Annotated in this window: 4 protein-coding genes; all 4 read right to left on the bottom strand. The window is 74.7% G+C overall.

Going from position 1 to position 24,410, the window contains the following annotated elements; all coding sequences use genetic code 11:
* Positions 1–15 precede the first annotated feature (15 nt).
* Genes Acor_RS06510 through Acor_RS06525 form a run of 4 tightly spaced genes read right to left on the bottom strand, consistent with a single transcriptional unit; the run spans position 16 to position 24,114 of the window.
* A complete protein-coding gene (locus Acor_RS06510; RefSeq protein WP_155335632.1) occupies positions 16–4,821 on the bottom strand; it encodes a type I polyketide synthase in 4,806 nt (1,601 codons plus the stop codon).
* A gap of 40 nt (positions 4,822–4,861) precedes the next feature.
* Positions 4,862–10,237: a type I polyketide synthase gene (locus Acor_RS06515; RefSeq protein ID WP_155335633.1), complete on the bottom strand. Its 5,376-nt coding sequence runs from the start codon at positions 10,235–10,237 to the stop codon at positions 4,862–4,864.
* Positions 10,238–10,268: 31 nt separating this feature from the next.
* The gene (locus Acor_RS06520; protein WP_155335634.1) at positions 10,269–15,677 is read right to left on the bottom strand and encodes a type I polyketide synthase; all 5,409 of its coding nucleotides are present in this window, start codon (positions 15,675–15,677) and stop codon (positions 10,269–10,271) included.
* Positions 15,667–24,114, bottom strand: a complete 8,448-nt coding sequence (locus Acor_RS06525; protein WP_155335635.1) for a type I polyketide synthase — start codon at positions 24,112–24,114, stop codon at positions 15,667–15,669. Before Acor_RS06525 ends, Acor_RS06520 begins: the two co-directional genes overlap by 11 nt.
* Positions 24,115–24,410: the final 296 nt, after the last annotated feature.

A 24,410-nucleotide genomic window follows, 5' to 3' on the forward strand; every position in this document is an offset into this window, starting at 1 on the left:
TCATGTCGGGCGTCCTCACTTCCGCGTCCCCGAGCGGGCGCGGCGGCGCCGCGACCCCCGTGCCGAGCTGGTGTCCAGGGCCTGGCGGGCGCCTTCCGCGGCGTCGCCGGCCACCGCCGAGGCGAATTCCGCCACGGTCGGGTGTTCGAACAGCACGGCGGGCGCGATCGGCACGCCGAGTTCCTTCTCGATGGCGAGCACCATGGCCATCCCGACCAGGGAGTTGCCGCCGAGGTCGAAGAACGGGTCGTGCACGCCGACCCGGTCGATGCCGAGGTAGGCGCCCCAGATTTCCGCGATGGCGGCCTCTGACTCGGTCCTGGGGGCGGCGTAGTCGGTGCGGAGTTCGGGGCGCGGGAAGCGCTCGCCGAGGGAGACGGCCGTGGCCGCGCCGACCAGCGCGTCGAGGTCGACCATGGCGGACCAGTCGCGGAGCACCTCGCGGAGCGGCTGCCGGACCGCGAGGACGCTGCCGTGCCCGCCGGCCACGATCCGGTCCAGGAGGGCGCAGCCGGCGTCGTCGGCGAAGCCGTACCGCTGGCGGTAGGCACGCACGCGTTCGGCCAGGGCGGTGGCGGATTTGAGGCTTTCGCTCTGCCAGTCGTCGTGCTGCCAGGGGCCCCAGGCGATCGACACGACTCGCGTGGTGGGGGCCGAGGCGGCGAGGGCCTCGCCGTACGCGTCCAGGACGGTGTTGGCGGCGCAGTAGTCGGCCTCGCCGATGCCGCCGAACGCGGTGACGGCGGAGGAGTACAGGACGAGCAGTTCCGGCCGCAGGTCGGCGGGGGTGCCCGCGCCGACCAGTTCGGCCAGCGGGCCCATCGCGAGCATCTTCGGCGCCAGTACGGCTCCCGCGTCCGCGAGCGACCTGCGCTGCGCCATCCCGCCGGCGGGGAGGCCGGCGGCGTGGACGACGCCGGTGAGCGTGCCGAAGTGCTCGCGGCAGCCGTCCAGCGCGGCCCGCAGCTCGGCGGGGACACCGGCGTCGGCGGCGAGCAGCAGCACCTCGGCGCCGGCGGCCTCCAGTTCGGCGATGTCCCGCAGGCTGCGCCCGGCCTTGCTGTCGGGGTCGGTCCCGGCGTCGCGGGACAGCGCGGTCCTGCCGACCAGCGCGAGCCTGCGCACCCCGGCTCGGACCAGGTGCCTGGCCAGCGCCATCCCGAGCCCGCGGGCGCCGCCGGTGATCAGGTACACCCCGTCGGCCCGCCACGGCACCGGCGGATCGGGGACCTCGGGCACCTCGCCCCAGCCGCGCAGCCAGCGCCGGCCGCGCCGCCAGCCGGACACCCGGTCGTGGGGGGCGGCGGCGTCGTCGCGATCGGCGTCAAGCAAGAGCTCCCGGCCGATCTGCGCGGCGGCGTCGCCGTCGGCCCTCGGGTCGGGGTCGAGGTCGACGCCGGTCCAGTCCAGGCCCGCGTACTCGTGCCGGACCGCGCGCCCCAGCCCGTGCGTCACGGCCCGGTACGGAGCCGTCGCGTCGTCCCCGAGGATCTCGGCGGCCCCCCGGGTGACGGTCAGCAGCCGCACCCCCCGCTGGGCGGGCAGGTCGCCGAGTGCCTGGACGGCCAGCAGCAGACTGTCGAAGCCATGCCCGACGGCCGCACGAAGCTCCTCGTCGGAGGGGTGGCCGGAACCGGTGGCGGCGGGGACGGCGGTGGCGGCGAGGACGGGGGTGGCGGCGGTGGCCGTGGCCGTGGCCGTGGCGAGCAGGCTCCACAGGTGGGCCACCCGCACCGGCCCGTCCCCACCGGCGGCGGCGAATACCTCGGCGTAGTGCGCGGGGTCGCGGGGGTCGATGACCAGGCGGCGTCCTTCGCGGCGGAGCGCGGTTCCCGCGACCACTTCCAGCACCGGCGTCCCCGCGGCGGCGGCGCGGTCGGCGAGCGCCGTACCGATGCCGTCCGCGTCGGCGAACACGATCAGCGGCCCGTCCAGCCGCAGCTCGGCGGGTGCGGCGCCGCGCGCCGGGTCCTGCTGCCAGGCGGGCGCGAAGCAGAGGTCCGCGGGCTCGGCCGGCTGGGCGGCCGGCACCGGCGGCTGGCCGCCGTCAACGAGTTCGGGCCAGTATCGGGTCCGCTGGAACGGGTACGTAGGCAGGCTGACGATGCGGCCGGGACCCGGCTGGACGCGCTCCCAGTGCACGCTCGCGCCGCGCTCCCACAGCCGGGAGCAGGTCTCCAGCAGTTCGACCCTGGCGTCGCGCGGCTCCCCGCCGGCCCAGCTGGGCGACAGCGTGCCGAGGACCGCGACGCCGGACCCGCCGTCGAGGTTCTGCCGCACCAGGCCGCCGAGCGTCTGCCCCGCGCCGAGCTCGACGAACACGTCGATGTCCTGCTCGACGCAGTGCCGGACCGCGTCCGCGAACCTGACCGTGCCGACCAGCTGATCGGCCCAGTACGCGCTGCTGGTGGCCTGTTCCGCGGTCATCGGCAGCCCGGTGAGGTTGCACACGATCGTGGTGACGGGGGCCTGCCGGGGCACCGAGTCGATCAGCGCGGCCAGTTTCTCCCGCGCGGGTTCGAGCAGCGAGGAGTGGAAGGCGTGCGCCGATCGCAACGGGCGGCAGGCGATGCCGTCGCCCAGCAGCCTGGCGGTGACGGCGTCGATCTCGGCGGGCAGGCCGCTGAGCACGGTCATCGTCGGGCCGTTCAGCGCGGCGACGTCGACGTCGGCGCCGAGGAAGGCCCGGACCCGGTCCGCGTCGGCGGCGACCGCGACCATCTTGCCGGTCGGGGCTGAGCTGATCAGGCGGGCGCGTTCGGTGACGACGCGGAGGGCGTCCTCCAGGGTGAACACCCCGGCCAGCGTGGCGGCGACGTACTCGCCGAGGCTGTAGCCGAGCAAGGCGTCGGGGCGGACGCCTCGGTGTGCGAGCAGCTGGGCCAGCGCGTACTCGACGGTGAACAGGAACGGGTGGGAGAACCTGGCGTGCTCCAGCGGGTCGCCGGCCGCCGTGGGCGTGGCCGTCCGGCCGAGCAGCGCGGCCAGGTCGCCGGAGGCCGGGGCGGCCCGCTCTGCGGGGAAGAACAGCGGGCGCAGGTCGACGTCCTCGACGAGTTCGACGCAGCGGTCGACCGCTTCTGCGTAGACGGGTTCTGCCTGGTAGAGCTCCCGGCCGAGGCCCGGGTACTGGTCGCCGACGCCGGGCAGCAGGAACGCGACGCGCGGCCGTCCCTTGACCCGGTTGGCGGCACCGGACGAGGCGGCGGCGCGGAGTCCGCGGACGGCCTCGGCCGGGTCGGCGCAGACCAGGGCGCGGCGATGGTCGTGCGCGGCGCGGCCGATCCGCAGCGTGTGCGCGACATCGGCCAGGTCGGCGTCGGGGTGGTCGCCGAGCCAGGACGCGAGCCGGGCCGCGTGCGCGCGGAACGCCGCGTCGGTGGCGGCCGAGATCGGCAGCACCTGCGGACCCGCGGGTGCCGCCGCCTCGTCCGGCGGCGGCGCGGTTTCGAGCACCAGGTGGGCGTTACTGCCGGACAGGCCGAACGAGCTGACCCCGACCAGGCGCGGCGTGCCCTCGCCGGGCAGCGGCACCGCGCCGGCGACCGGCAGGATCGAGCCGTCCGCGGGCACGGCGGCCGACGGCCGGGTCAGGTTGAGGGTCTTCGGGATGAGCCGGTTCTCCAGGATCAGCACCGACTTGATCAGCCCGGCGACTCCGGCGGCGGCCTGGGTGTGGCCGATGTTGGTCTTGGCCGAGCCGACCCGCAGCGGGCGTTCTGCGGACCGGCCGCCGAACACGTCGTGCAGCGCGCCCAGCTCGATCGCGTCGCCGAGGTGGGTGCCTGAGCCGTGCGCCTCGACGTGGTCGATGTCGTCCGGCGACACCCCGGCGGCGGCCAGCGCGTTGCTGATCACGGTGACCTGGGCGCTCCGGCTGGGGGCGGTCAGGCCGTTGCTGCGGCCGTCCTGGTTGACGGCGGAGCCGCGCAGCACGGCCCGGATGCGGCGGCCGTTCGCGATCGCCTTGGACAGCGGTTCGAGCAGGACCAGGCCGGCGCCCTCGCCCATCACGTAGCCGTCGGCGTCGGCGTCGAAGGTCTTGCACTTGCCGTCGGCGCAGAGCATCGAACCGGCGCAGGCCTGGATGAAGTTGCTGGGGTGGATGGTCAGCGACGCGCCCGCCGCGATGGCCAGGTCGCATTCGCCGCGGCGCAGGCTCTCGGCGGCCAGGTGCACCGCGATCAGCGACGACGAGCAGGCGGTGTCGATGGTGAAGGTCGGGCCCGACAGGTTGAAGTGGTAGGCGATCCGCCCGGCCGCGACGCTGGCGGAGGCGCCCTGGCCCAGGTACGGGTCCGACAGCGCGTCCCGGCCCTGGCGTTCGAGCTGGAGCCGGCCGTACTGGAGGGTGTCCATGTAGCCGACGATCACGGCGGTGCGGCTGCCGGCCATCCGGTCCGGGGACGCGCCGGCGTCCTCCAGGCCCTCCCAGGCCAGTTCGAGCAGGAGCCGCTGGTGCGGGTCCATCCGGAGCGCCTCGCGCGGGGACAGGCCGAAGAACTCGGCGTCCCAGCCGGTGATCTCCGGCAGGAACGCGCCGTACCTGGTGTACATGGCGGCCGGGGTGCGCGGGTCGGGGTGGTAGTAGTCGTCGATGTCCCACCGGGAGGCCGGCACCTCGGAGACCGCGCCGCGTCCCTGTGACAGCAGGTCCCAGTACCCTTCGACCGTTTCGCCGCCCGGGTAGCGGCAGGCCATGCCGATGATCGCTACCGGCTCGTGGGTCCGCTCCTCGGCCGCGGCGAGGCGGCGACGCGTCTGGGTCAGTTCGACGGTCACACGCTTGAGGTAGGCGCGGAGTTTTTCCTCGGTCCCCATCTGTCGAGCCTTTCCAGTAGCGAGGGTGGTGGGTCGGCGGTCAGAGTTCGTTGTCGATGAGGGCGAAGATCTCCTCGTCGGACGCGGCACCGATCTTCGCCACCACTCCGGCCGCGCCGGTGGGAGTGGGCGCGAGCCTGGTCAGGCCGGTCTGGAGGATGGCTACGAGCTTGCTCCTGACCGCGTCCGCCTCGCCGTTGAGTGCGCTGAGCACGGCTTCGGCCCGGTCCAGCGCGCCGCGCAAGGCCTCCTCAGGCGAGGGTTCTGCGGGGGCGAGGCTCCTGAACAGGTAGTCGGTCAGCGCGGTGACGGTCGGGTGGTCGAAGACGAGCGTGGCCGGGAGCCGCAGGCCGGTCTCGGCGTTGAGCCGGTTGCGGAGTTCGACGGCGGTCAGCGAGTCGAAGCCGAGTTCGTTGAACGCCCGGTCCACGTCGACCCCGGTGGCGCTGCCGTGCGCGAGCACGGCGGCGACGTGGGCGCGCACGCCGTCGGTGAGCAGCCGCCTGGCCTCGGCCTCGGTCGTCCCGGCCAGCCGTCCCCGCAGGTCGCCGCCGGCGGGCGCGAGGGGCTTGCCGGACGCGGCGGGCCGGCGCGGGGCGCGGACCAGGCCGAGCAGGATCGGCGGCAGGTCGCCCAGTTCGGTGCGGGCGCGGAGCCCGCCGTTGTCCCAGTTCGTGGCGACGACCAGCGGTTCCGCGCTGCCGAGCGCGGCGTCGAACAGGTCGAGGCCGGCCTCGACGGTGAGCGGGGAGATGCCGGAGCGGGCCATTCTGGCCACGTCGCCGGCGGTGAGCGCGCCGGTCATGCCGGAGTCGGCGTCCCACAGCCCCCACGCGACCGACACGCCCGGCAGGGCGACCGCGCGGCGGTGCGCGGCGAGGGCGTCCAGGAACACGTTCGCGGCGGCGTAGTTGGACTGTCCGGCGTTGCCGAGCACCCCGGCCAGCGAGGAGAACACCACGAAGGCGGAGAGCGGCCGGTCGAGGGTGAGTTCGTGCAGGTGCCAGGCGGCGTCGGCCTTGGGCGCGAACACGGCGTCCAGGCGGTCGCCGTTCATCAGCTCGACGGTCGCGTCGTCCAGGACGCCGGCGGTGTGCACGACGCCGGTCAGCGGCCGGTCGGGCGGGATCAGCGCGAGCGCGGCGGCCAGCGCGTCCCGGTCGGCGACGTCGCACGCGGCGACGGTGACCCGCGCGCCGAGCGAGCCCAGGCGGCAGACCAGTTCGCCCGCGCCGGGCGCGTCCAGGCCGCGCCTGGACAGCAGCAGCAGATCCCGTACGCCGTGCCGCTCCACCAGCCGCTGGGCGACCAGCCTGCCGAGGCCGCCGGTGCCGCCGGTGACCAGCACCGTGCCCTTGGCGAGTCCATCGGGTTCGGCGACCGGATCGGCGGTCCTGCGGGCCAGCCGGGGGACCGACAGCGTGCCGTCCCCGGCCACCAGCTGGGTCTCCCCCGCCGTAATCGCGCCGGCCACGGCCGCCCAGTCGGCGAACCCGTCCTCGGCCTCCAGCAGCACGAACCGGCCGGGATGCTCCGACATCGCCGCGCGGACCAGCCCGCGCACCGCCGCGCCGGCCAGGTCGCCCGGCCGGGTCACGAACACCAGGCGGCAGTCGGCCGTCCGCTCGTGGGCGACCCACCCGCGTACCAGGTCGAGCGCCCGGCCGGACACTTCGCGCAACGCGGTCGGCAGATCGGCAGGGACGGCGTCGACGGTGGCGACGACGAGGCCCTTCAGCTCCGGGGTGAGCAATCCGGCTCCCAGGAACACGACGCCGGACCCGTCCCCGGCCGGTACGGCCAGCTTCACCCAGTCCACCCCGTGCACGACGGGCCCCCGCGCGGCGGACGTCCGCGCCGAGGAGGCCCGCACCCGCAGGTTGTCGATGGCGAGCACCGAACGCCCGTCCGCGTCGGCCGCCTCGACACTCGCGTCGTCCCCCGAGGGAACCAGCCTGACCCGCAGCAGGGTCGCCCCCGACGCGCGCAGGCTGACGCCCCGGAAGGAGAACGGCAGGCGCGGCCCGCCGGGCCCGGCGGCCAGCACCATCGGCTGGAACGCCGCGTCCAGTACGGCCGGGTGGATGCCGAACCCGGTCACGTCCAGTGCGTCGTCCACCGCGATCTCGGCGAACAGTTCGGCGCCCCGGGTCCACATGGCGCGGACGCCCTGGAAGGCGGGGCCGTACTCGTAGCCGAGGTCGGCCAGCCGCGCGTACCCGCCGTCGATCGGAAAGGGCGCGGCGCCGGCGGGCGGCCAGACGGTCGCCCAGGCGCACAGGTCCGCCACGGCCGGCGAACCGGCGGCGAGAACCCCGGACAGATGCCGCACCCAGATCGCCCCGGCGCGGGAGTGCACCCCCAGATGGCGGCGGCCGTCGGCGTCGGGTGAGCCGACGATGACCTGAATGGGGACAGAGCCGCTCTCCGGCAGGAACAGCGGCGCCTCGATGACCAGCTCCTCCAGCTGGTCGCAGCCCGCGAGCCCGCCGCCTTCGAGGGCCAGCTCGACGAAGGCCGCGCCCGGCAGCAGCACGCCGCCGTCGACGGCGTGGTCGGCCAGCCAGGGCGTGACCGCCACGTCGAGCTCCCCGGTGAGCAGGAACCCGTCGTCGGCCATCGGCACCACGGCGGTGAGCAGCGGGTGGCCGGAGCCGTCGATCCCGGCGGGCGCGATCCCGGCCCGCTCGGCGTCGCCCAGCCAGTAGCGGCGGCGCTCGAACGCGTACGTCGGCAGGTCCACGTGCCGGTCCGGCCCGGGGGCGACGGCCGCGGCCCAGTCGACCTCGGCGCCGAGCACGTACGCGCCGGCCAGCGCGGTCAGGAACCTCGGCCAGTCGCCCGCGCCCCGGCGCAGGGTCGCGGCGACCCCCGCCGTGATCCCGGCGGACTCGCAGATCTCCCGCAGGTCGTGGCCGAGCACCGGGTGCGGGCTGACCTCGATGAACAGCGGCGTGCCCGCGCCCGCGAAGGCGGTGACGGCCGACTCGATCAGGACCGGGTTGCGGAGGCTCTCGTACCAGTAGGCGGTGGTCAGCTCGGCCGGGTCGATGAACTCGCCGCGGTGCGCGGAGCTGAACGCGATGTCGGTCGGCTGCGGGGCGACCCCGTGCAGGGTGGCCAGCAGTTCGGCGCGGAGCGCTTCGATGTGCGGGGTGTGCGAGGCGTAGTCGACCCCGATCCTGCGGATCTGGACGCCGGCGGCGTGCGCGGCGGTGAACCCGTCCAGCGCGTCCGGCTCGCCGGCCACGACGCAGCTGGTGGGGCCGCTGCGGACGGCGATCCAGATCCGGTCCCGCCACGGCTCCAGCAGTTCGCTCACCTGGTCGGCGGGGAGCGACACGGCGAGCATGCCGCCGGTGCCGCTGAGCTGGACCAGGGCCTTGCTGCGCAGCGCGACGATCTTCGCGGCGTCCGCCAGGGAGAGCGCGCCGGCCACGCAGGCGGCGGTGATCTCGCCCTGCGAGTGGCCGACCACGGCCGTGGGGTCGACGCCGAGCGAGCGCCACAGCGCGGCCAGCGAGACCATCACCGCGAACAGGACCGGCTGGATGACGTCGGTGCCCTCCAGCGGCGGCGCGCCCTCGTCCGCGCGGAGCACGGCGGCGACCGACCAGCCGGTGTGCGGGCGCAGGGCCTTGTCGCAGCGCTGCAACTGCGCGCGGAACGCCTCGTCGGAGTCGAGCAGGTCGACGGCCATGCCGGCCCACTGGGAGCCCTGCCCGGGGAAGACGAACACCGGCCGAACGTCGGCGGGGGCGACGCCGGTGATGACCGCGGCGTGCTGGGCGCCTTCGGCGAGTGCGGCCAGCGCGGCGACCAGTTCGGCGCGGCCCGCGGCGGTGACGACGGCGCGGTGGGGGAAGCCGGAACGGCGGGCCAGGACGCGGCCGGCGGCGGCGAGGTCGGCTTCCGGGGCGCTCCCGGCGAAGGCGCCAAGCCGGGCGGCCTGGCCGCGCAGCGAGGCGGCGGACTTCGCGGAGAGCACCCAGATGAGGCGATCACCCGTGGTCGTCTCGGTCGCGGCCTCGGCCTCGGGCGCTCCCTCCAGGATGACGTGCGCGTTCGTGCCGCTGATCCCGAAGCTCGACACGGCCGTCCGCGGCGTACGGTCGGCGGGCAGCAGGACCGTCTCAGTGAGCACCCGCACCCCGCCTGAGGACCAGTCCACGTGCGGCGTCGGCTCGGCCACGTGCATGGTCACCGGCAGGGTCCTGTGCTCCATCGCCTTGACCATCTTGATCACGCCGGCCACGCCGGCGGCGGCCTGGGTGTGCCCGATGTTCGACTTCACCGAGCCGAGCCAGAGCGGCCGGCCGGCGGATCGGTTCCGGCCGTAGGTGGCCAGCAGGGCCTGGGCCTCGATCGGGTCGCCGAGCCGGGTGCCGGTGCCGTGCGCCTCGACGGCGTCCACGTCGCGGCTGTCCAGCCGGGCGTCGGCGAGGGCCTGCAGCACGACCCGCTCCTGGGCGGGGCCGTTGGGCGCGGTCATGCCGTTGCTGGCGCCGTCCTGGTTGACGGCGGAGCCGCGGACCACCGCGAGGATCTTCCGGCCGTTGCGCCGCGCGTCCGACAGGCGTTCCAGCACGAGCATGCCGACGCCCTCGGCCCAGGCCGCGCCGTCGGCGGTCGAGCTGAAGGCCTTGCAGCGGCCGTCGGCGGAGATCGCCCGCTGCCGGGCGAACTCGATGAACGGCTCCGGCGTGGCCATCACGGTGACGCCTCCCGCCAGCGCCAGGGCGCACTCCCCCTGCCGCAGCGCCCGCACCCCGAGGTGCATCGCCACCAGCGAGGAGGAGCAGGCCGTGTCGACCGAGATCGACGGGCCCTCCAGTCCGAAGGTGTACGAGACCCGTCCCGACAGCACGCTCGACGCGCTGGAGGTGAACAGGGTTCCTTCGACGGAGCCGGGGACCGTGCCGAGGAAGCGGTTGGCGTAGTGCTCGTACATGTTGCCGACGTAGACCCCGGTGCTGCTGCCGCGCAGGGCGACCGGGTCGATCCCGGCCCGTTCGAACGCCTCCCAGGAGGACTCCAGGACGAGCCGGTGCTGCGGGTCGGTGGCCAGCGCGTTGCGCGGGCTCATCCCGAAGAAGGCCGCGTCGAAGTCGGCCGCGTCGTAGAGGAAGCCGCCGTGCCGGGTGTAGGACTTGCCCGGGGCCTCCGGGTCCGGGTCGTACAGGTCGGTGGCCCAGCCGCGGTCGGCGGGGAACTCGCCGATCGCGTCCACGCCGCCGGCCACCAGGTCCCACAGCCCTTCCGGGCTGGTCACCCCGCCGGGGAAGCGGCAGGCCATACCGACGATCGCGATGGGCTCGTGCCGGCGTTCCTCAAGCTCCGCTAGGTGCTCGCGGGTGTCCTCCAGCTCGACGATGGCGCGTTTGAGATAGTCGCGGAGTCTGTCCTCAGTACTCATCGGTCCCGCCTTTCACTTCTAGGGCCACGAGTCACCGCTCGTTGTCGATGAGCGCGAAAATCTCCTCATCGGAGGCCGAGTCGATCTTGTCTGCCACGTCGTCCGCGTCGTCCGGGGCAGCCGCGGCCGTGAAGCGGTTCAGGCCGCTCTGCAGGATCGCGACGACCTTGTTCCTGATCGCGTCGCCGGCGGCCGCTGTGATCATCGATTCGACGCGTTCCAGCGCGCCCCGCAGCATCTCCTCGGGCGAGGGGGTGGCCGGGGCCAGGCTCTTGAACAGGTAGTCGGTCAGCGCGTTCACGGTCGGGTGGTCGAACACCAGCGTCGCCGGGAGCAGCAGGCCGGTCTCGGCGTTGAGCCGGTTGCGGAGTTCGACGGCGGTGAGCGAGTCGAAACCGAGTTCGTTGAACGCCCGGTCGACGCCAATGCTGGCGGCGCTGCCGTGCGCGAGCACGGCGGCGACGTGGACCCGGACGGTGTCGGTGAGCAGGCGCAGCGCGTCCGCCTGGGTCATCCCGGCCAGCCGGTCCCCGAGCCCACCGGCCGGAGCCGATCCGGTGGAGCCGGCCGGCCCACCGGCCACGGCCCGGCGGGGGGCGCGGACCAGGCCGCGCGCCATCGGCGGCAGGTCGCCGGCCTCGGCCCTGGCCCGCAGCCCGGCGGTGTCCCACCTGACCGCCACGACGAGCGGTTCCGGGCTGCCGAGCGCCGCGTCCAGGAGGTCCAGGCCCTGCTCGACGCTGAGCGGGGCGATGCCGGAGCGGGCCAGCCGGGCCGTCTCGGCCTCGGTCAGCGTGCCGGACATCCCCGATTCGGTGTCCCAGAGCCCCCACGCGATCGACACGCCGGGCAGGCCCGCCTTACGGCGGTGCGCGGCCAGCGCGTCCAGGAACACGTTCGCGCCGGCGTAGTTGCCCTGCCCCGGGTTGCCGAGCACGCCCGCCAGCGAGGAGAACAGCACGAACGCCGCGAGCGGGGCCGCCAGCGTGAGTTCGTGCAGATACCAGGCCGCGTCGGCCTTGGGCGCCAGGACCGTGTCCAGCCGGGCGGGTGTGAGCCCTTCGACGGTGGCGTCGTCGAGCACGCCGGCCGTGTGGATGACCGAGGTGAGCGGCCGGTCGGCCGGGATGAGCGCGAGCGCGGCGGCGAGCGCGTCCCGGTCGGACACGTCGCACGCGGCGACCATCACCCGGGCGCCGTAACTGCCCAGGTGCGAGACGAGCCGGCCGGCGCCGGGCGCGTCCAGCCCACGCCTGGAGACGAGCAGCAGATCCCGTACGCCGTGCCGCTCGACCAGCCGCCGGGCGACCAGGGCGCCGAGGGCCCCGGTGCCGCCGGTGATCAGCACCGTGCCCGACCCCAGTTCGGCCGGGGCCTGGATCGGGCGGCGGGCCAGCCGGGGCACCAGGATCGCGCCGTCGCGGACGCTGAGCTGCGACTCGCCCGCGCCCACCGCGGCGGCGACCTGGTCCCAGGCGGTGAAGCCGGGCCCGGCGTCCAGCAGGACGAACCTGCCGGGGTGCTCGGACTGCGCCGCCCGTACCAGGCCCCACACGGCCGCGCCGGCCAGGTCGTCGACGCGGGTACGGAACACCAGCCGGGAACCGGAGAAGCGTTCGCCGGCCACCCAGGTCTGGATCAGGTTGAGCGCCTGGGTGGACAGCTCGCGTACGGTGGCGGGCACATTCCCCGAGGTGGCGGTCAGGGTGGCCACCACGAACCCGGGCAGGGGGTCAGGCGACTGGAGCAGGGCCGGGTCCAGGAACGCGAACCCGGAGCCGTCGCCGCCCGTCACGGACACCTCCACCCAGTCCACCCCGTGCGGCACCGGGCCGGTCGAGGCGGCCAGCGCGGTCACCGGGACCGGCCGGACCCGGAGCGAGTCCATCGAGAAGACCGGCCGCCCCGCGTCGTCGGCCGCCTGGATGGCGCAGCCGTCCGCGCCGATGGGCGTGAGCCGTACCCGCAGGCGGGAGGCCCCGGCGGCGAGCAGCCGCACGCCGCGGAACTCGAACGGGAGGCGGAGTTCGCCGGGGGCGTCGCCGCCGGCCAGTAGCATGGGATGGAACATCGCGTCGAAGAGCGCGGGGTGGAGGCCGTAGCCGGTGACGTCCAGGTCGTCGTCGACGGCGACCTCGGCGAGCAGGTCGTCGCCCTGCCGCCAGAGGGCGCGGACGGCCTGGAAGGTGGGGCCGTACTCGTAGCCGAGGTCGGCCAGCCGCTCGTAGCCGCCGTCGACGGCGACCGGGACGGCGTCGGCAGGCGGCCAGACGCCGGCCCAGGCGGCGACCGTTGCGGCGGGGGCCGCGGTGACGAGGCCGGAGACGTGCCGGGTCCAGGCGCCCTCGGGGTCGTCGGCGGGACGGGTGTAGACCCGGACCTGGCGGGGTCCTTCGGCGTGCCGGATGACGACCTGCACGTCGACCGCGCCCTTGGCGGGCAGGATCAGCGGGGCCTCGAACATGATCTCTTCGATCCGGTCGCAGCCGAGCCGGCCGCCCGCGTCCAGCACCAGGTCCACCAGCGCCGCGCCGGGCAGCACGGCCGAGCCGAGCATCACGTGCTCGCTCAGCCAGGGCGCGGACGCGGCGGAGAGCCGCCCGGTGAGGATCGTGGTGCCGTCGTCGGCGAGGTCGACGGCCGCGCCCAGCAGGGGGTGGCCGACGCCGCGGAGCCCGGCCGCGGCGACGTCGCCGGTGCGGCTCAGCGAGCTGAGCCAGAACCGCTCGCGGTCGAACGCGTAGGTGGGCAGTTCCACGTGCGTGCCGCCGCCGGACAGCGCCGCCCAGTCGACCGGGACTCCGGCGACGGCCACCCGCGCCAGGCAGGCGACGAGCGAGTCGGGCTCGGAGCGCTGCCGCCGGTACAGCGGGACGATCACCGCGTCCGGACCGGTGACGCAGTCGTGCGCCATCCCGGCCAGCACCGCCTCGGGCCCCACCTCCAGGAAGGCGCGGACGCCGTCCGCCTCCAGCCGGGCGATCATCGGCTGGAACAGGACCGCGTGCCTGATCTGGTCCAGCCAGTACGCCGGATCCGTCCAGGTGGCGTCGCCGCCCAGGTTGGTGGCGGCCGGGAGCTGCGGCTCGGTGAACAGGACGGTGCGCAGTTCGGCCTCGAACGCGGCCAGCACCGGCTCCATCAGCGGCGAGTGGAAGGCGTGGCTGACCGGCAGCCTGCGGGTGCGGCGGCCGAGCTCGCGCCAGCGCGCCCCGACCGCGAGCGTCGCCTCCTCGGGGCCGGACACGACGACGGCTGCGGGCCCGTTGACGGCCGCGAAGCCGACCTGGCCGGTCAGGCCGGGCCGTACCTCATCCACGCTCGCCTCGATGGCGACCATCGCGCCGGGCACGTCCAGCGCCTGCATGAGCCGGCCCCTGGCGGCGATCAGCCGGGCCGCGTCGGCCAGCGACCAGACGCCGGACACGTGCGCGGCGGCGAACTCGCCGACCGAGTGGCCGGCCACGAAGTCGGGGGTGACGCCGAGCGATTCGAGCAGCCGGTAGGCGGCCACCTCGTAGGCGAACAGGGCGGGCTGGGTGTAGCGGGTCTTGTTCAGCAGGGCCGCGTCCGGGGTGCCGGGTTCGGCCCACATCACCTCGCGGAGCGGCCGGTCCAGGTAGCGGTCCAGGGCGGCGCAGACCTCGTCGAGCGCGGCGGCGAACACCGGCGAGGCGGCGGCCAGTTCGCGGCCCATGCCGGCCCGCTGGCCGCCCTGCCCGGTGAACAGGAACGCCAGCCTGGGCCGGTCCGGCGCGGTGCCGGTGATCCACTCGTCCTGGCGGTGCCCGTCAAGGCCGGCCAGCAGGGTCTCCCTGTCGTGGCCGATGACGACGGCGCGGTGCTCGAACCTGGCCCGCTTGGACGCGAGGGCGTGCGCGACGTCGGCGGGGGCCAGCGTCGGATCGGCGCTGACCAGCTTGTGCAGCCGGGCCGCCTGCTCGCGCAGCGAGGTGGCGGTGCGGGCGGTGAGCAGCCACGCGTGCGGGGCTCCGGTGACCGCGGGGGCCTGGCTCTGCGGTTCCGGCTGCTCGGGGGCCTCTTCGAGGATGACGTGCGCGTTCGTGCCGCCGATGCCGAAGGAGGAGACGCCGGCCCGGCGCGGGTGGCCTTCGCGGAACCAGCGGCGCGGGCCGGTCAGCAGCCGGATCCCGTCGGCCTGCCAGTCCACCGGGGCGCCCTGGCCGGTCTGGCCGGTCGCGTCGTCCACGTGCAGGGTGCGGGGCAGCACGCCGTGCCGCATCGCCTGCACCATCTTGATCAGGCCGGCCACTCCAGCGGCGGCCTGGGTGTGGCCGATGTTCGACTTCACCGAGCCCAGCCAGAGCGGGCGGTCCTTGGCGCGGCCCTGCCCGTAGGTGGCCAGCAGCGCGCCCGCCTCGATCGGGTCGCCGAGCCGGGTGCCGGTGCCGTGCGCCTCGACGACGTCGATGTCGCGGGTGTCCAGCCGGGAGTCGGCGAGCGCCTGCTCGACGACCTTCTCCTGGGCGGGGCCGTTCGGGGCGGTCAGCCCGTTGCTGGCGCCGTCCTGGTTGACGGCGGAGCCGCGGATGACGGCCAGCACGCGGCGGCCGTTGCGGCGCGCGTCCGACAGCCGCTCCAGCAGCAGGATGCCGGCGCCCTCGGCCCAGGACACGCCGTCCGCGTCGGCCGAGAACGACTTGCACCGCCCGTCCGGCGACAGCGCGCGCTGCCGGGAGAACTCGACGAAGGAGTCGGGAGTGGCCATCACGGTGACGCCTCCCGCGAGCGCCATCGTGCACTCGCCGCGCCGCAGCGCCTGCACCGCCAGGTGCACCGCGACCAGCGAGGAGGAGCAGGCCGTGTCGACCGAGATCGACGGGCCCTCCAGCCCGAAGGTGTAGGAGACCCGCCCCGGCAGCACGCTCGGCGCGCTCGACACCAGCAGCGTGCCCTCGACCCCTTCCGGCACCGCGCCGTCGGTGAACCGGGTGGAGTAGTCGCTGTACATGTTCCCGACGTAGACCCCGGTACGGCTGCCGCGCAGCGTGGCCGGGTCGATCCCGGCCCGCTCGAACGCCTCCCAGGACGACTCCAGCACCAGCCGGTGCTGCGGGTCGGTGGCCAGCGCGGTACGCGGGCTCATCCCGAAGAAGGCCGCGTCGAAGTCGGCCGCGTCGTACAGGAAGCCGCCGTGCCGGGTGTAGGACTTGCCCATCGCCTCCGGGTCGGGGTCGTACATGCCCTCGACGTCCCAGCCCCGGTCGGCGGGCATCTCGCCGATGGCGTCGCGGCCCGCGGTGACCAGGTCCCACAGGTCTTCCGGGCTGGTCACGCCGCCGGGGTAGCGGCAGGCCATGCCGACGATCGCGATGGGCTCGTGCCTGCGGTCGTCGCTGTCGCTGAGCCGCTGCCGGGCTTCGGCCAACTCGACGATCGCGCGCTTGAGATATTCGCGCAGTTTGTCCTCAGTCGCCATAATCGGACCTTTCCAGGGAGGACCTCAGTGGTGACGCCTTGGTCCGGTCGTCGAGCAAGGCGAAGATCTCCTCGTCCGAGGCGGAGCTGAGTTTCTCCGCCGCGTCCGTGGTGCCGCTCGGACGCGCGCGGAACCTGGTGATGGTGGCGGCCCCGAAGGTCTCCAGACCGCTCTGCAGAATCGCGACGAGCTTGCCGCGAAGGGCGTCCCCGTCGCCGTTGGCGGCGGCGACCATGGATTCGACCTGTTCCAGCGCGCCGCGCAGGGTGTCCTCCGCGGAGGGCGCGGCGGGTGCCAGGGTGCGGAACAGGTGGTCGGTGAGGGCCGCGACGGTGGGGTGGTCGAACACCAGCGTCGCCGGGAGCCGCAGCCCGGTGTCGGCATTGAGCCGGTTGCGCAGCTCGACCGCGGTGAGGGAGTCGAAGCCGAGTTCGTTGAAGGCGCGATCGACGCCGATGCTGCTCGCGCCGCCGTGCGCCAGGACGGCGGCGACGTGCGAACGGATGACGTCGATCAGGTGGGCCTGGGCGTCGGCCGGGGGGAGCTGGGCGAGGCGCTCGACCAGGCCGGTCTTTCCGGTCGCCCGCGCGTCGCCCTGACCGGCACTGCTCTGGCCGGCGGCCCGGCGCGGGGCGCGGACCAGGCCGCGCAGGGGCGGGGGCAGGTCGCCGGCCGCCGCCCTGGCGCGGAGCCCGGCGGTATCCCAGGTCGCGGCCACCAGCAGGGGGGTCCGCGCGGTCAGCGCCGCGTCGAAGAGCTCCAGACCTTGCTCGGTGCTCATCGGGGCGATGCCGGCGCGGGCCAGCCGGGCCGTGTCGGCGTCGGACAGCGTGCCGGACATCCCCGATTCGGTGGCCCAGAGGCCCCAGGCGACGGAGACCGCCGGCAGGTTCTGGGCCTGGCGGTGCACGGCGAGCGAGTCCAGGAAGGCGTTGGCGGCGGCGTAGTTGCCCTGGCCGGGGTTGCCGAGCACGCCCGCCACCGAGGAGAACATCAGGAACGTGGTCGCGCCGGGGATCAGTTCGTGCAGGTTCCAGGCGGCGTCGGCCTTGGGCGCGAACACGGTGTCCAGGCGCTCGGCCGACATGCCCTCGACGGTGGCGTCGTCCAGGACGGCCGCGGTGTGGATGACGGCGGTGACCTCGTGGCCGGTGAGCAGGGCGGCCAGCCGGGTGCGGTCGGACACGTCGCAGGCGGCGATGGTGACCTGCGCGCCCAGGGCTTCCAGGTCGGCGCGCAGTTCCGCCGCGCCCGGCGCGCCGGAACCGCGCCGGGAGACCAGCAGCAGGTTCCGTACGCCGTGCCGCTCGACCAGCCGCCGGGCGACCAGCGCGCCCAGCCCGCCGGTGCCGCCGGTGACGAGCACGGTGCCCGCTCCCAGCCCGGGACCGGATTCGCCCTGTTCCGCGATGGTCCGGCGAGCCAGGCGAGGGACCAGCACCGTGCCGTCACGCGTCACGAGCTGCGTCTCACCCGCGGCCACCGCCGCTGCGGCCAGGCCCCAGGCGGTGAACTCCTCTTCCACATCTAGCAGGACAAATCGCCCCGGATGTTCGGACTGCGCGGAGCGGACGAGCCCCCAGAGCGCGCCGCCCGCCGGCGAACTCCGCGCTCCCCTGGTGACGAACACCAGCCGCGATCCGGCGAACCGCTCGTCCCCCACCCAGGTCTGGATGAGGTTGAGCGCCTGGGACATACCGTTGTGCGCGCCGTAGGGAAGGTCGTCGTCCTCCGGCAGGTACGGCACCAGCACGGTGGCCGGCACGTCGCCGAAGGACATCTCCGCGAGGGAGGCGAGGTCGTAGCCGCGCGGCGCGTTCACCCCGGCCGCGACCAGCGCCGCGCCGATCTCGTCGGCGAACTCGTCGTACCCGACGACGGCCCAGCGCCGGCCGGCCAGGCCGTCGTCCGGTGTCGCCAGGTCGATCCAGTCGAGCGCGTACGCCTGCGCGGCGGGCCGGGCCGCGCCGCGGGCCACGCCGCGCAGGTGCAGCTCGTCGGCTTCGGCGATCTTGAAGCCGGTTCCGTCGTAGATCTCCAGCGAGTCGCCGGACAGGCGCACCCGGAGGGAGTCCGCGCCCGGGGCGGACACCCGTACCCCGCTCCAGGAGAAGGGCAGCAGCAGCGTGCCGGGGTCACGCGCCTCGTCGGCGGCGTCCAGGACGAGGAGGTGCAGGGCCGCGTCCAGCAGCGCCGGGTGCAGCGTGAACCTGTCTCCGCGCAGCGGTTCGGGAAGCGCGACCTCCACGTAAGTGTCGGCGCCCGAGCGCCAGGCGGCGCGCAGGCCCTGGAAGGCGGGGCCGTACTGGTAGCCGTGGTCGGCCAGCCGCTGGTAGGCGTCGGCGACGTCGACGGGGTCGCCGGGCGGCCAGGCCAGCCGGTCGGCGTCGGCAGGGGCCGACATCGCGAGGGTGCCCGCCGCGTGCCTGGTCCACGGGAGTTCCGGGTCGCCGGCCGGGCGGGCGTGCACGGTGAACCCGCGACGTCCCTGCTCGTCGGCGGCGGTGACCGCGACCTGGACGTGCACCGACCACGCGCCTGGCAGCGGCAGCGGCGCCTCCAGCGTCAGGTCCTCGACCTCGTCGCAGTCCGAGGCGGCCGCGGCGGCCAGCGCGAACTCCACGAACGCCGTGCCCGGCAGGATCGCGTTCCCGTCCACGACGTGATCGCCCAGCCAGGGCGTGCTCCCGCGCGACAGCCGGCCGCTGAGCAGGAATCCGCCTTCGCCGGCCAGCGGGACGACCGTGCCGAGCAGCGGATGCCCCGCCTGAGCGTCGCCGTCGATCCAGTGGCGGTCGCGCTCGAACGGATAGGTGGGCAGGTCGACGTGGTGGCTGGGCCCGTCGCCGAGCGCGGCGGCCCAGTCGACGCCCGCGCCCAGCGTGTACGCGTGGGCGACGGCCAGCAGGAACCTCGGCCGGCCGCCCTGGTCGCGGCGGAGCGTGCCGGTGGCGCCGCCCGGCCGGCCCGCCGCCGCCAGGGTGTCCTGGACGTGCCCGGTCAGCACCGGATGCGGGCTGGCCTCGATGAAGACCGGGGTGCCGTCGAACGCCTCGATGGCCTGCTGGAAACGGACCGGGGTGCGAAGGCTGGTGAACCAGTAGTCGGCGGTGAGTTCGGCCGGATCGATGAACGCGCCGTCGCGGGCCGAGCAGAACGCGACCTCGGTCCTGCGCGGTGTGACGTCGCCGAGCGTGGCGAGCAGTTCGTCGCGCAGCGCCGCGATGTGCGGGGTGTGCGCGGCGTAGTCGATCGCGACCGGCCGGGTCCGCACGCCTTCGCCGCAGTCGGCCGCGTACTCGGCCAGCGCGTCCAGGTCACCGGCGACGACCGTGTTGGCCGGACCGCTGTACACGGCCGGCCACAGCCGCCCGGCCCATCGGTCCAGCTCGATCCGGTCGGCCGGCAGCGACACGGCGAGCATGCCGCCGGTGCCGCCCAGCTTCATCAGCGCCCTGCTTCGGAGCGCCACGACCTTCGCCGCGTCCGCCAGCGACAGCGCCCCCGCGACGCACGCCGCGGTGATCTCGCCCTGGGAGTGCCCGACCACCGCCGTGGGATCGACCCCCACCGACCGCCACAACTCGGCCAGCGACACCATCACCGCGAACAGCACCGGCTGAATGACGTCGGACCCTTCGAGCTTCGGCGCTCCCTCGGCCTCGCGCAGCACGTCCGCCACCGACCAGCCGACATACGGCCGGAGCGCGTCCTCGCACCGGGTCAGCCACTCCCGGAACACGGCACTGGATTCGAGCAGTTCGACGGCCATCCCGGCCCACTGCGACCCCTGCCCGGGGAAGACGAACACCGGCCGCGCCACACCGTCGGCGACCCCGGCCACCACGGCTCCGTGCGGCGTCCCTGCGGCGACGGCCGCCAGTCCTTCGAGCAGTTCCGCGCGGTTCCCGGCGACCACGACGGCCCGGTGGGCGAAGGCCGCCCGCCGCGCCAGCAGCCGCCCTGCGGCGGCCAGGTCCTCCTCCGCCGCGCCCTCGGCGAACGCGCCGAGGCGGATGGCGTGCTCCCGGAGCGCCGTCTCGCTCTTCGCCGACAGCGCCCAGACCAGCGCGGAGTCAGGGCCGCCCGGCTCCGCGTCGCGCCAGACCAGGGCGGAGTCCGGACCGGCCGGTTCCGCGTCGCGCCGGTCCCGGCCGGTGGCGGCTGGGCGTTCCAGGATGACGTGGGCGTTGGTGCCGCTGATGCCGAAGCTGGAGACGGCCGCGCGGAGCGGGCGGTCGGCGGGCAGGCCGACCGGTTCGGTGAGCAGGCGGACCTGGCCGGCCGACCAGTCGACCTGGGTGGTGGGCTCGTCGGCGTGCAGGGTTCGCGGGAGCGTGCGGTGCTCCAGAGACTTGATCATCTTGATCAGCCCGCCGACTCCGGCCGCGGCCTGAGTGTGGCCGACGTTGGACTTCAGGGAGCCCAGCCAGACCGGCCGCCCGGGATCACGGCCGGTCCCGTACGCGGCGATGATCGATTCGGCTTCGATCGGGTCGCCGAGGCGGGTCCCCGTGCCGTGCGCCTCGACCACGTCGATCTCGGCGGCGGACATCCGTGCGTCGGCGAGGGCCTGGCGGATGACCTCCTGCTGGGCCTGGCCGCTCGGGGCGGTGAGGCCGTTGCTCGCGCCGTCCTGGTTGATCGCGCCGCCCCGCAGGACGGCCAGCACAGGGTGCCCGTGCCGTACCGCGTCGGACTGCCGTTCGAGCAGGAGCAGGCCCGCGCCCTCGCCCCAGCCGGTGCCGTCCGCCTGCGCGGAGAACGCCTTGCAGCGGCCGTCGGCGGCGAGCCCGCGCTGCCGGCTGAACTCGACGAACAGCCCGGGGCTGGACATCACGGTCGCCCCGCCGGCCAGCGCCAGCGAGCATTCGCCGCGCCGCAGCGCCTGCATGGCCAGCACGATCGCGACCAGCGACGACGAGCACGCCGTGTCGACCGTGATCGCCGGGCCGCGCAGCCCCAGCGCGTACGCGATCCGGCCGGACGCGACGCTGAGCGCGGTGCCGGTCAGCAGGTGGCCGTCGGCGACGCCGGTGGGCTGGTGCAGGCGCGGCCCGTAGTCGGAGGCCATCGCGCCGACGAACACGCCGGTGGGCGTGCCGTTCAGCGTGCCGGGATCCACCCCGGCGCGTTCGAGGGTCTCCCAGGAGATCTCCATCAGCAGCCGCTGCTGGGGGTCCATGGCGACCGCCTCGCGCGGGCTGATCCCGAAGAATCCGGCGTCGAAGCGATCCGCGCCGGTGAGGAAGCCGCCGTAACGGGTGTCGCTGGCGCCCGGCCCGCCCGGTGCGAACAGCGCGTCGAGGTCCCAGCCCCGGTCCTCGGGGAACTCCCCGATGGCGTCGGCGCCGGCGTCGACGAGACGCCACAGGTCTTCGGGCGTGGTCACGCCGCCGGGGTAGCGGCAGCCCATCGCGACGACCACGATCGGGTCGCCGTCGGCGTCGGTCCGCTCGGCGGGGCCCGCCTCGGCCGTGCCACCGCGGGTCAGCGCGTACAGATGCTCGGTGAGCCGATCCGGCGTCGGATGATCGAACAGCAGCCCGGTCGGCAGCCGCAGCCCGGTCGCGGCGCGCAGCCTGGCCCGCAGATCCTCAGTGGCCGCCGACTCGAAACCAAGATCCTTGAACGTCCGGTACGGTTCGACGCCCGCACCGTCCCCATGCCCGAGGACACCGGCGGCGGTGCTGAGAACCAGTTCGCGGATCTCCCGCCGCGAAAGCCCGACAGGCGCGTCACCGGAGGTCACCGCCGGGGCCGGCGTGGAGGGGGAACGAGGCCCGGCCGCAGCCGGGGCGTAGTGGCTGCGCTGGAACGGATAGGTCGGCAGGTCGATCAGCCGCGCGGCCGGAACGAGGGCGGCCCAGTCGACGGGCGCCCCATAGGTGTACGCCTCCGCCAGCGACCGGGTGAACCGCTCCGGCCCGCCGTCGCCACGCCGCAGCGACCCGACGACCGCCACGTCCAGCTCCGCGGCCTCGGCCGTCTCGGCGACCCCGGAACCGACCACGGGATGCGGGCTGCACTCGATGAACAGCCCCGCGCCCAGGTCGAGCGCGCGGCGGGTGGCCTGCGCGAACCGGACCGGCTGCCGGAGGCCGCGGTACCAGTACTCGGCGTCGAGCCCGGCCGTGTCCAGCGGCTCGCCGGTGAGGGTGGAGACGAACAGCGTCGGCGCGCTCACCGGCCGGATCGGTGCCAGCGCGGCGATGACCTCGTCGCGGATACCCTCGACCTCGGCCGAGTGGGACGCGTAGTCGACCGGCAGCAGCTTGACCCGGTGCCCGGCGGCGACCAGCCGCTCCCCCAGCTCGACGAGGGCCGCGCGCGGCCCGGACACGACCGCCGAGCGCGGGCCGTTGAACGCGGCCACGCCCACCTGCGGCGCCAGCGGCCGGACCGCCTCCTCGACGACGTCGAGCGGCGCGGCGATCGACATCATGCCGCCGTGGCCTGCGATCCCGGCGATGGCCCGGCTGCGCAGCGCCACGACCCGCGCGCCGTCCGCCAGGCTCAGCGCCCCGGCGACGGTGGCCGCGGCGATCTCGCCCTGCGAGTGCCCGAGGACCAGGTCGGGTTCGACGCCCCGCGCCCGCCACAGTCCGGCGAGCGACACCATGACCGCCCACAGCGAGGGCTGCACCACGTCGACCCGGTCCAGGCCGGGCGCGCCCGGCGCGCCGCGCAGGACGTCGAGGAGGGAGTAGTCCACGAACGGTTCGAGCGCCGCGCCGCAGGATTCGATCAGCGCGGCGAACTCCGGCGACCCGTCGAGCAGCCCGGCGGCCATCCCTGCCCACTGCGAACCCTGCCCGGGGAAGACGAACGCCCGCCGGCCGGCGATGACCGATCCGCTGACCACCGACTCCGCAGGCCGCCCAACGGCGAACGCGTCGAGCCCTTCGCGGCGGCGCTCCCCGAGAACGACCGCCCGATGCTCGAAGCGCGCCCGGGTCCGTACCAGCGAGAGGGCCACGTCGGCGACGTCGGCCGCGGGTTCGCCGTTGACCCGGTCGTGGAGCCGTCCGGCCTGCGCCCGGAGCGCCTCGGCCGACCGGGCGGAGATCACCCAGGGCGGTCCCGCGTCGATGCCCATAGCCTGCGGGGGTCCCGCGCCGGCGTCCGGGGGCGGCGGGGTCTCGGCGGTCGGCGGGGCTTCGGCCAGGATCAGATGGCAGTTGGTGCCGCCCATGCCGAACGAGCTGACGCCGGCGATCAGCCGGCGGTCGGGCGCGGGCCACGGGCCGGACGACCGGACGACCTGGAGGGCCAGGTCGGTGAGCGGGATGTCCGGGTTCGGGGTCTCGAAGTTGAGGCTGGCCGGGAGTTCGCGGTTCTTGAGGCTGAGAACGATCTTGAGGAGGCCGGCGATGCCCGCCGCGCCTTCGAGATGGCCGATGTTCGTCTTCACGGAGCCGACCAGCAGCGGGTCGCCCGCCGGGCGGGCTCCGGCGTGGGCGGCGCCGAGCGCGCCGGCCTCGATCGGGTCGCCCACCCTGGTGCCGGTGCCGTGCAGTTCGACGTACTGGACCTCGGCGGGGGCGACCCCGGCGGAGCGGCGGGCCAGCGTGATGACCTCCCGCTGGGCGCGGGCGCTCGGCACGGTCAGGCCGTCGCCGCCGCCGTCGTTGTTGACGGCTCCGCCGAGGATCACGCAGTGCACCGCGTCCCCGTCGGCGAGCGCCGCCGCGAGCGGCTTGAGCACGACCAGCGCGCCGCCCTCGCCGCGCACATACCCGTTCGCCCGGCTGTCGAAGGTGTAACAGCGCCCGTCGGGAGAGAGCGCGCCGAAGCTGCCGATCGCGGTGGTGGTCTGGCCGAGCAGGTTCAGGTTGACGCCGCCGGCCAGCGCCAGGCCGGTCTCGCCCCTGCGCAGGCTCTGGCAGGCCAGCTCCACGGCGACCAGCGAGGAGGACTGCCCCGCGTCCAGCGTGAGGCTCGGGCCGCGCAGGCCCAGGAAGTACGAGACGCGATTGGCGATCATGGCGCGGTTGGCGCCGGTGTAGGTGTGCCGGCCGGGTTCGCCGAGCAGGGCGGCGTGGTCGTTGGAGATCGCGCCGATGAACACGCCGGCCGCCGCGTCGCGCAGGGCGGTGGGGGCGACCCTGGCGTTCTCCAGCGCCTCCCAGGCGAGTTCCAGCACCAGCCGCTGCTGCGGGTCCATGGCGGCGGCCTCGTGCGGGGAGATCCCGAAGAAGGCGGCGTCGAAACGGTCCACGTCGTCGACGAACCCGCCCCGGCCGCGGCCTGGCGTCTCGGCGTCCGGCCACCGGCCGGCGGGCGGCGCGGTCACCGCGTCCACCCCGTCCCGGAGCAGCCGCCAGAAACGCTCGGGAGTGTCGGCCTGGGGGAGCCGGCAGGACAGACCCACCACAGCGACCGGTTCGACCGACGAATCCCGCCGGGCGTCCGACTGAATCGACTCACCAACCATGAATGCGCCACCTCAAGCCTCGGGCGTCACCGGCAACGCCGCGCCGGTTTCTCTAAACCCATCCGGAGAAAATGATGGACACTTAGGATTTATTCAAATGGGCACCGCTGGAAGTTACTGCGACCCTAAGGGCGGGTCCCTTCCCCGGACCACGATCGTGTGCTGGCACCTTGTTGCCAGTAGCTAGCTGTCAGCACGACCTGGTGGCAGCTCCCTTGACACGCGGGAGGCGAGTTCGGATCCTGGTACGACACGCTAATATTGGCCAAAATCGAATACGCGTCGTCGCGGAATTC

The sequence above is a fragment of the Acrocarpospora corrugata genome (assembly GCF_009687845.1).
Taxonomy (GTDB): Bacteria; Actinomycetota; Actinomycetes; order Streptosporangiales; family Streptosporangiaceae; genus Acrocarpospora; species Acrocarpospora corrugata.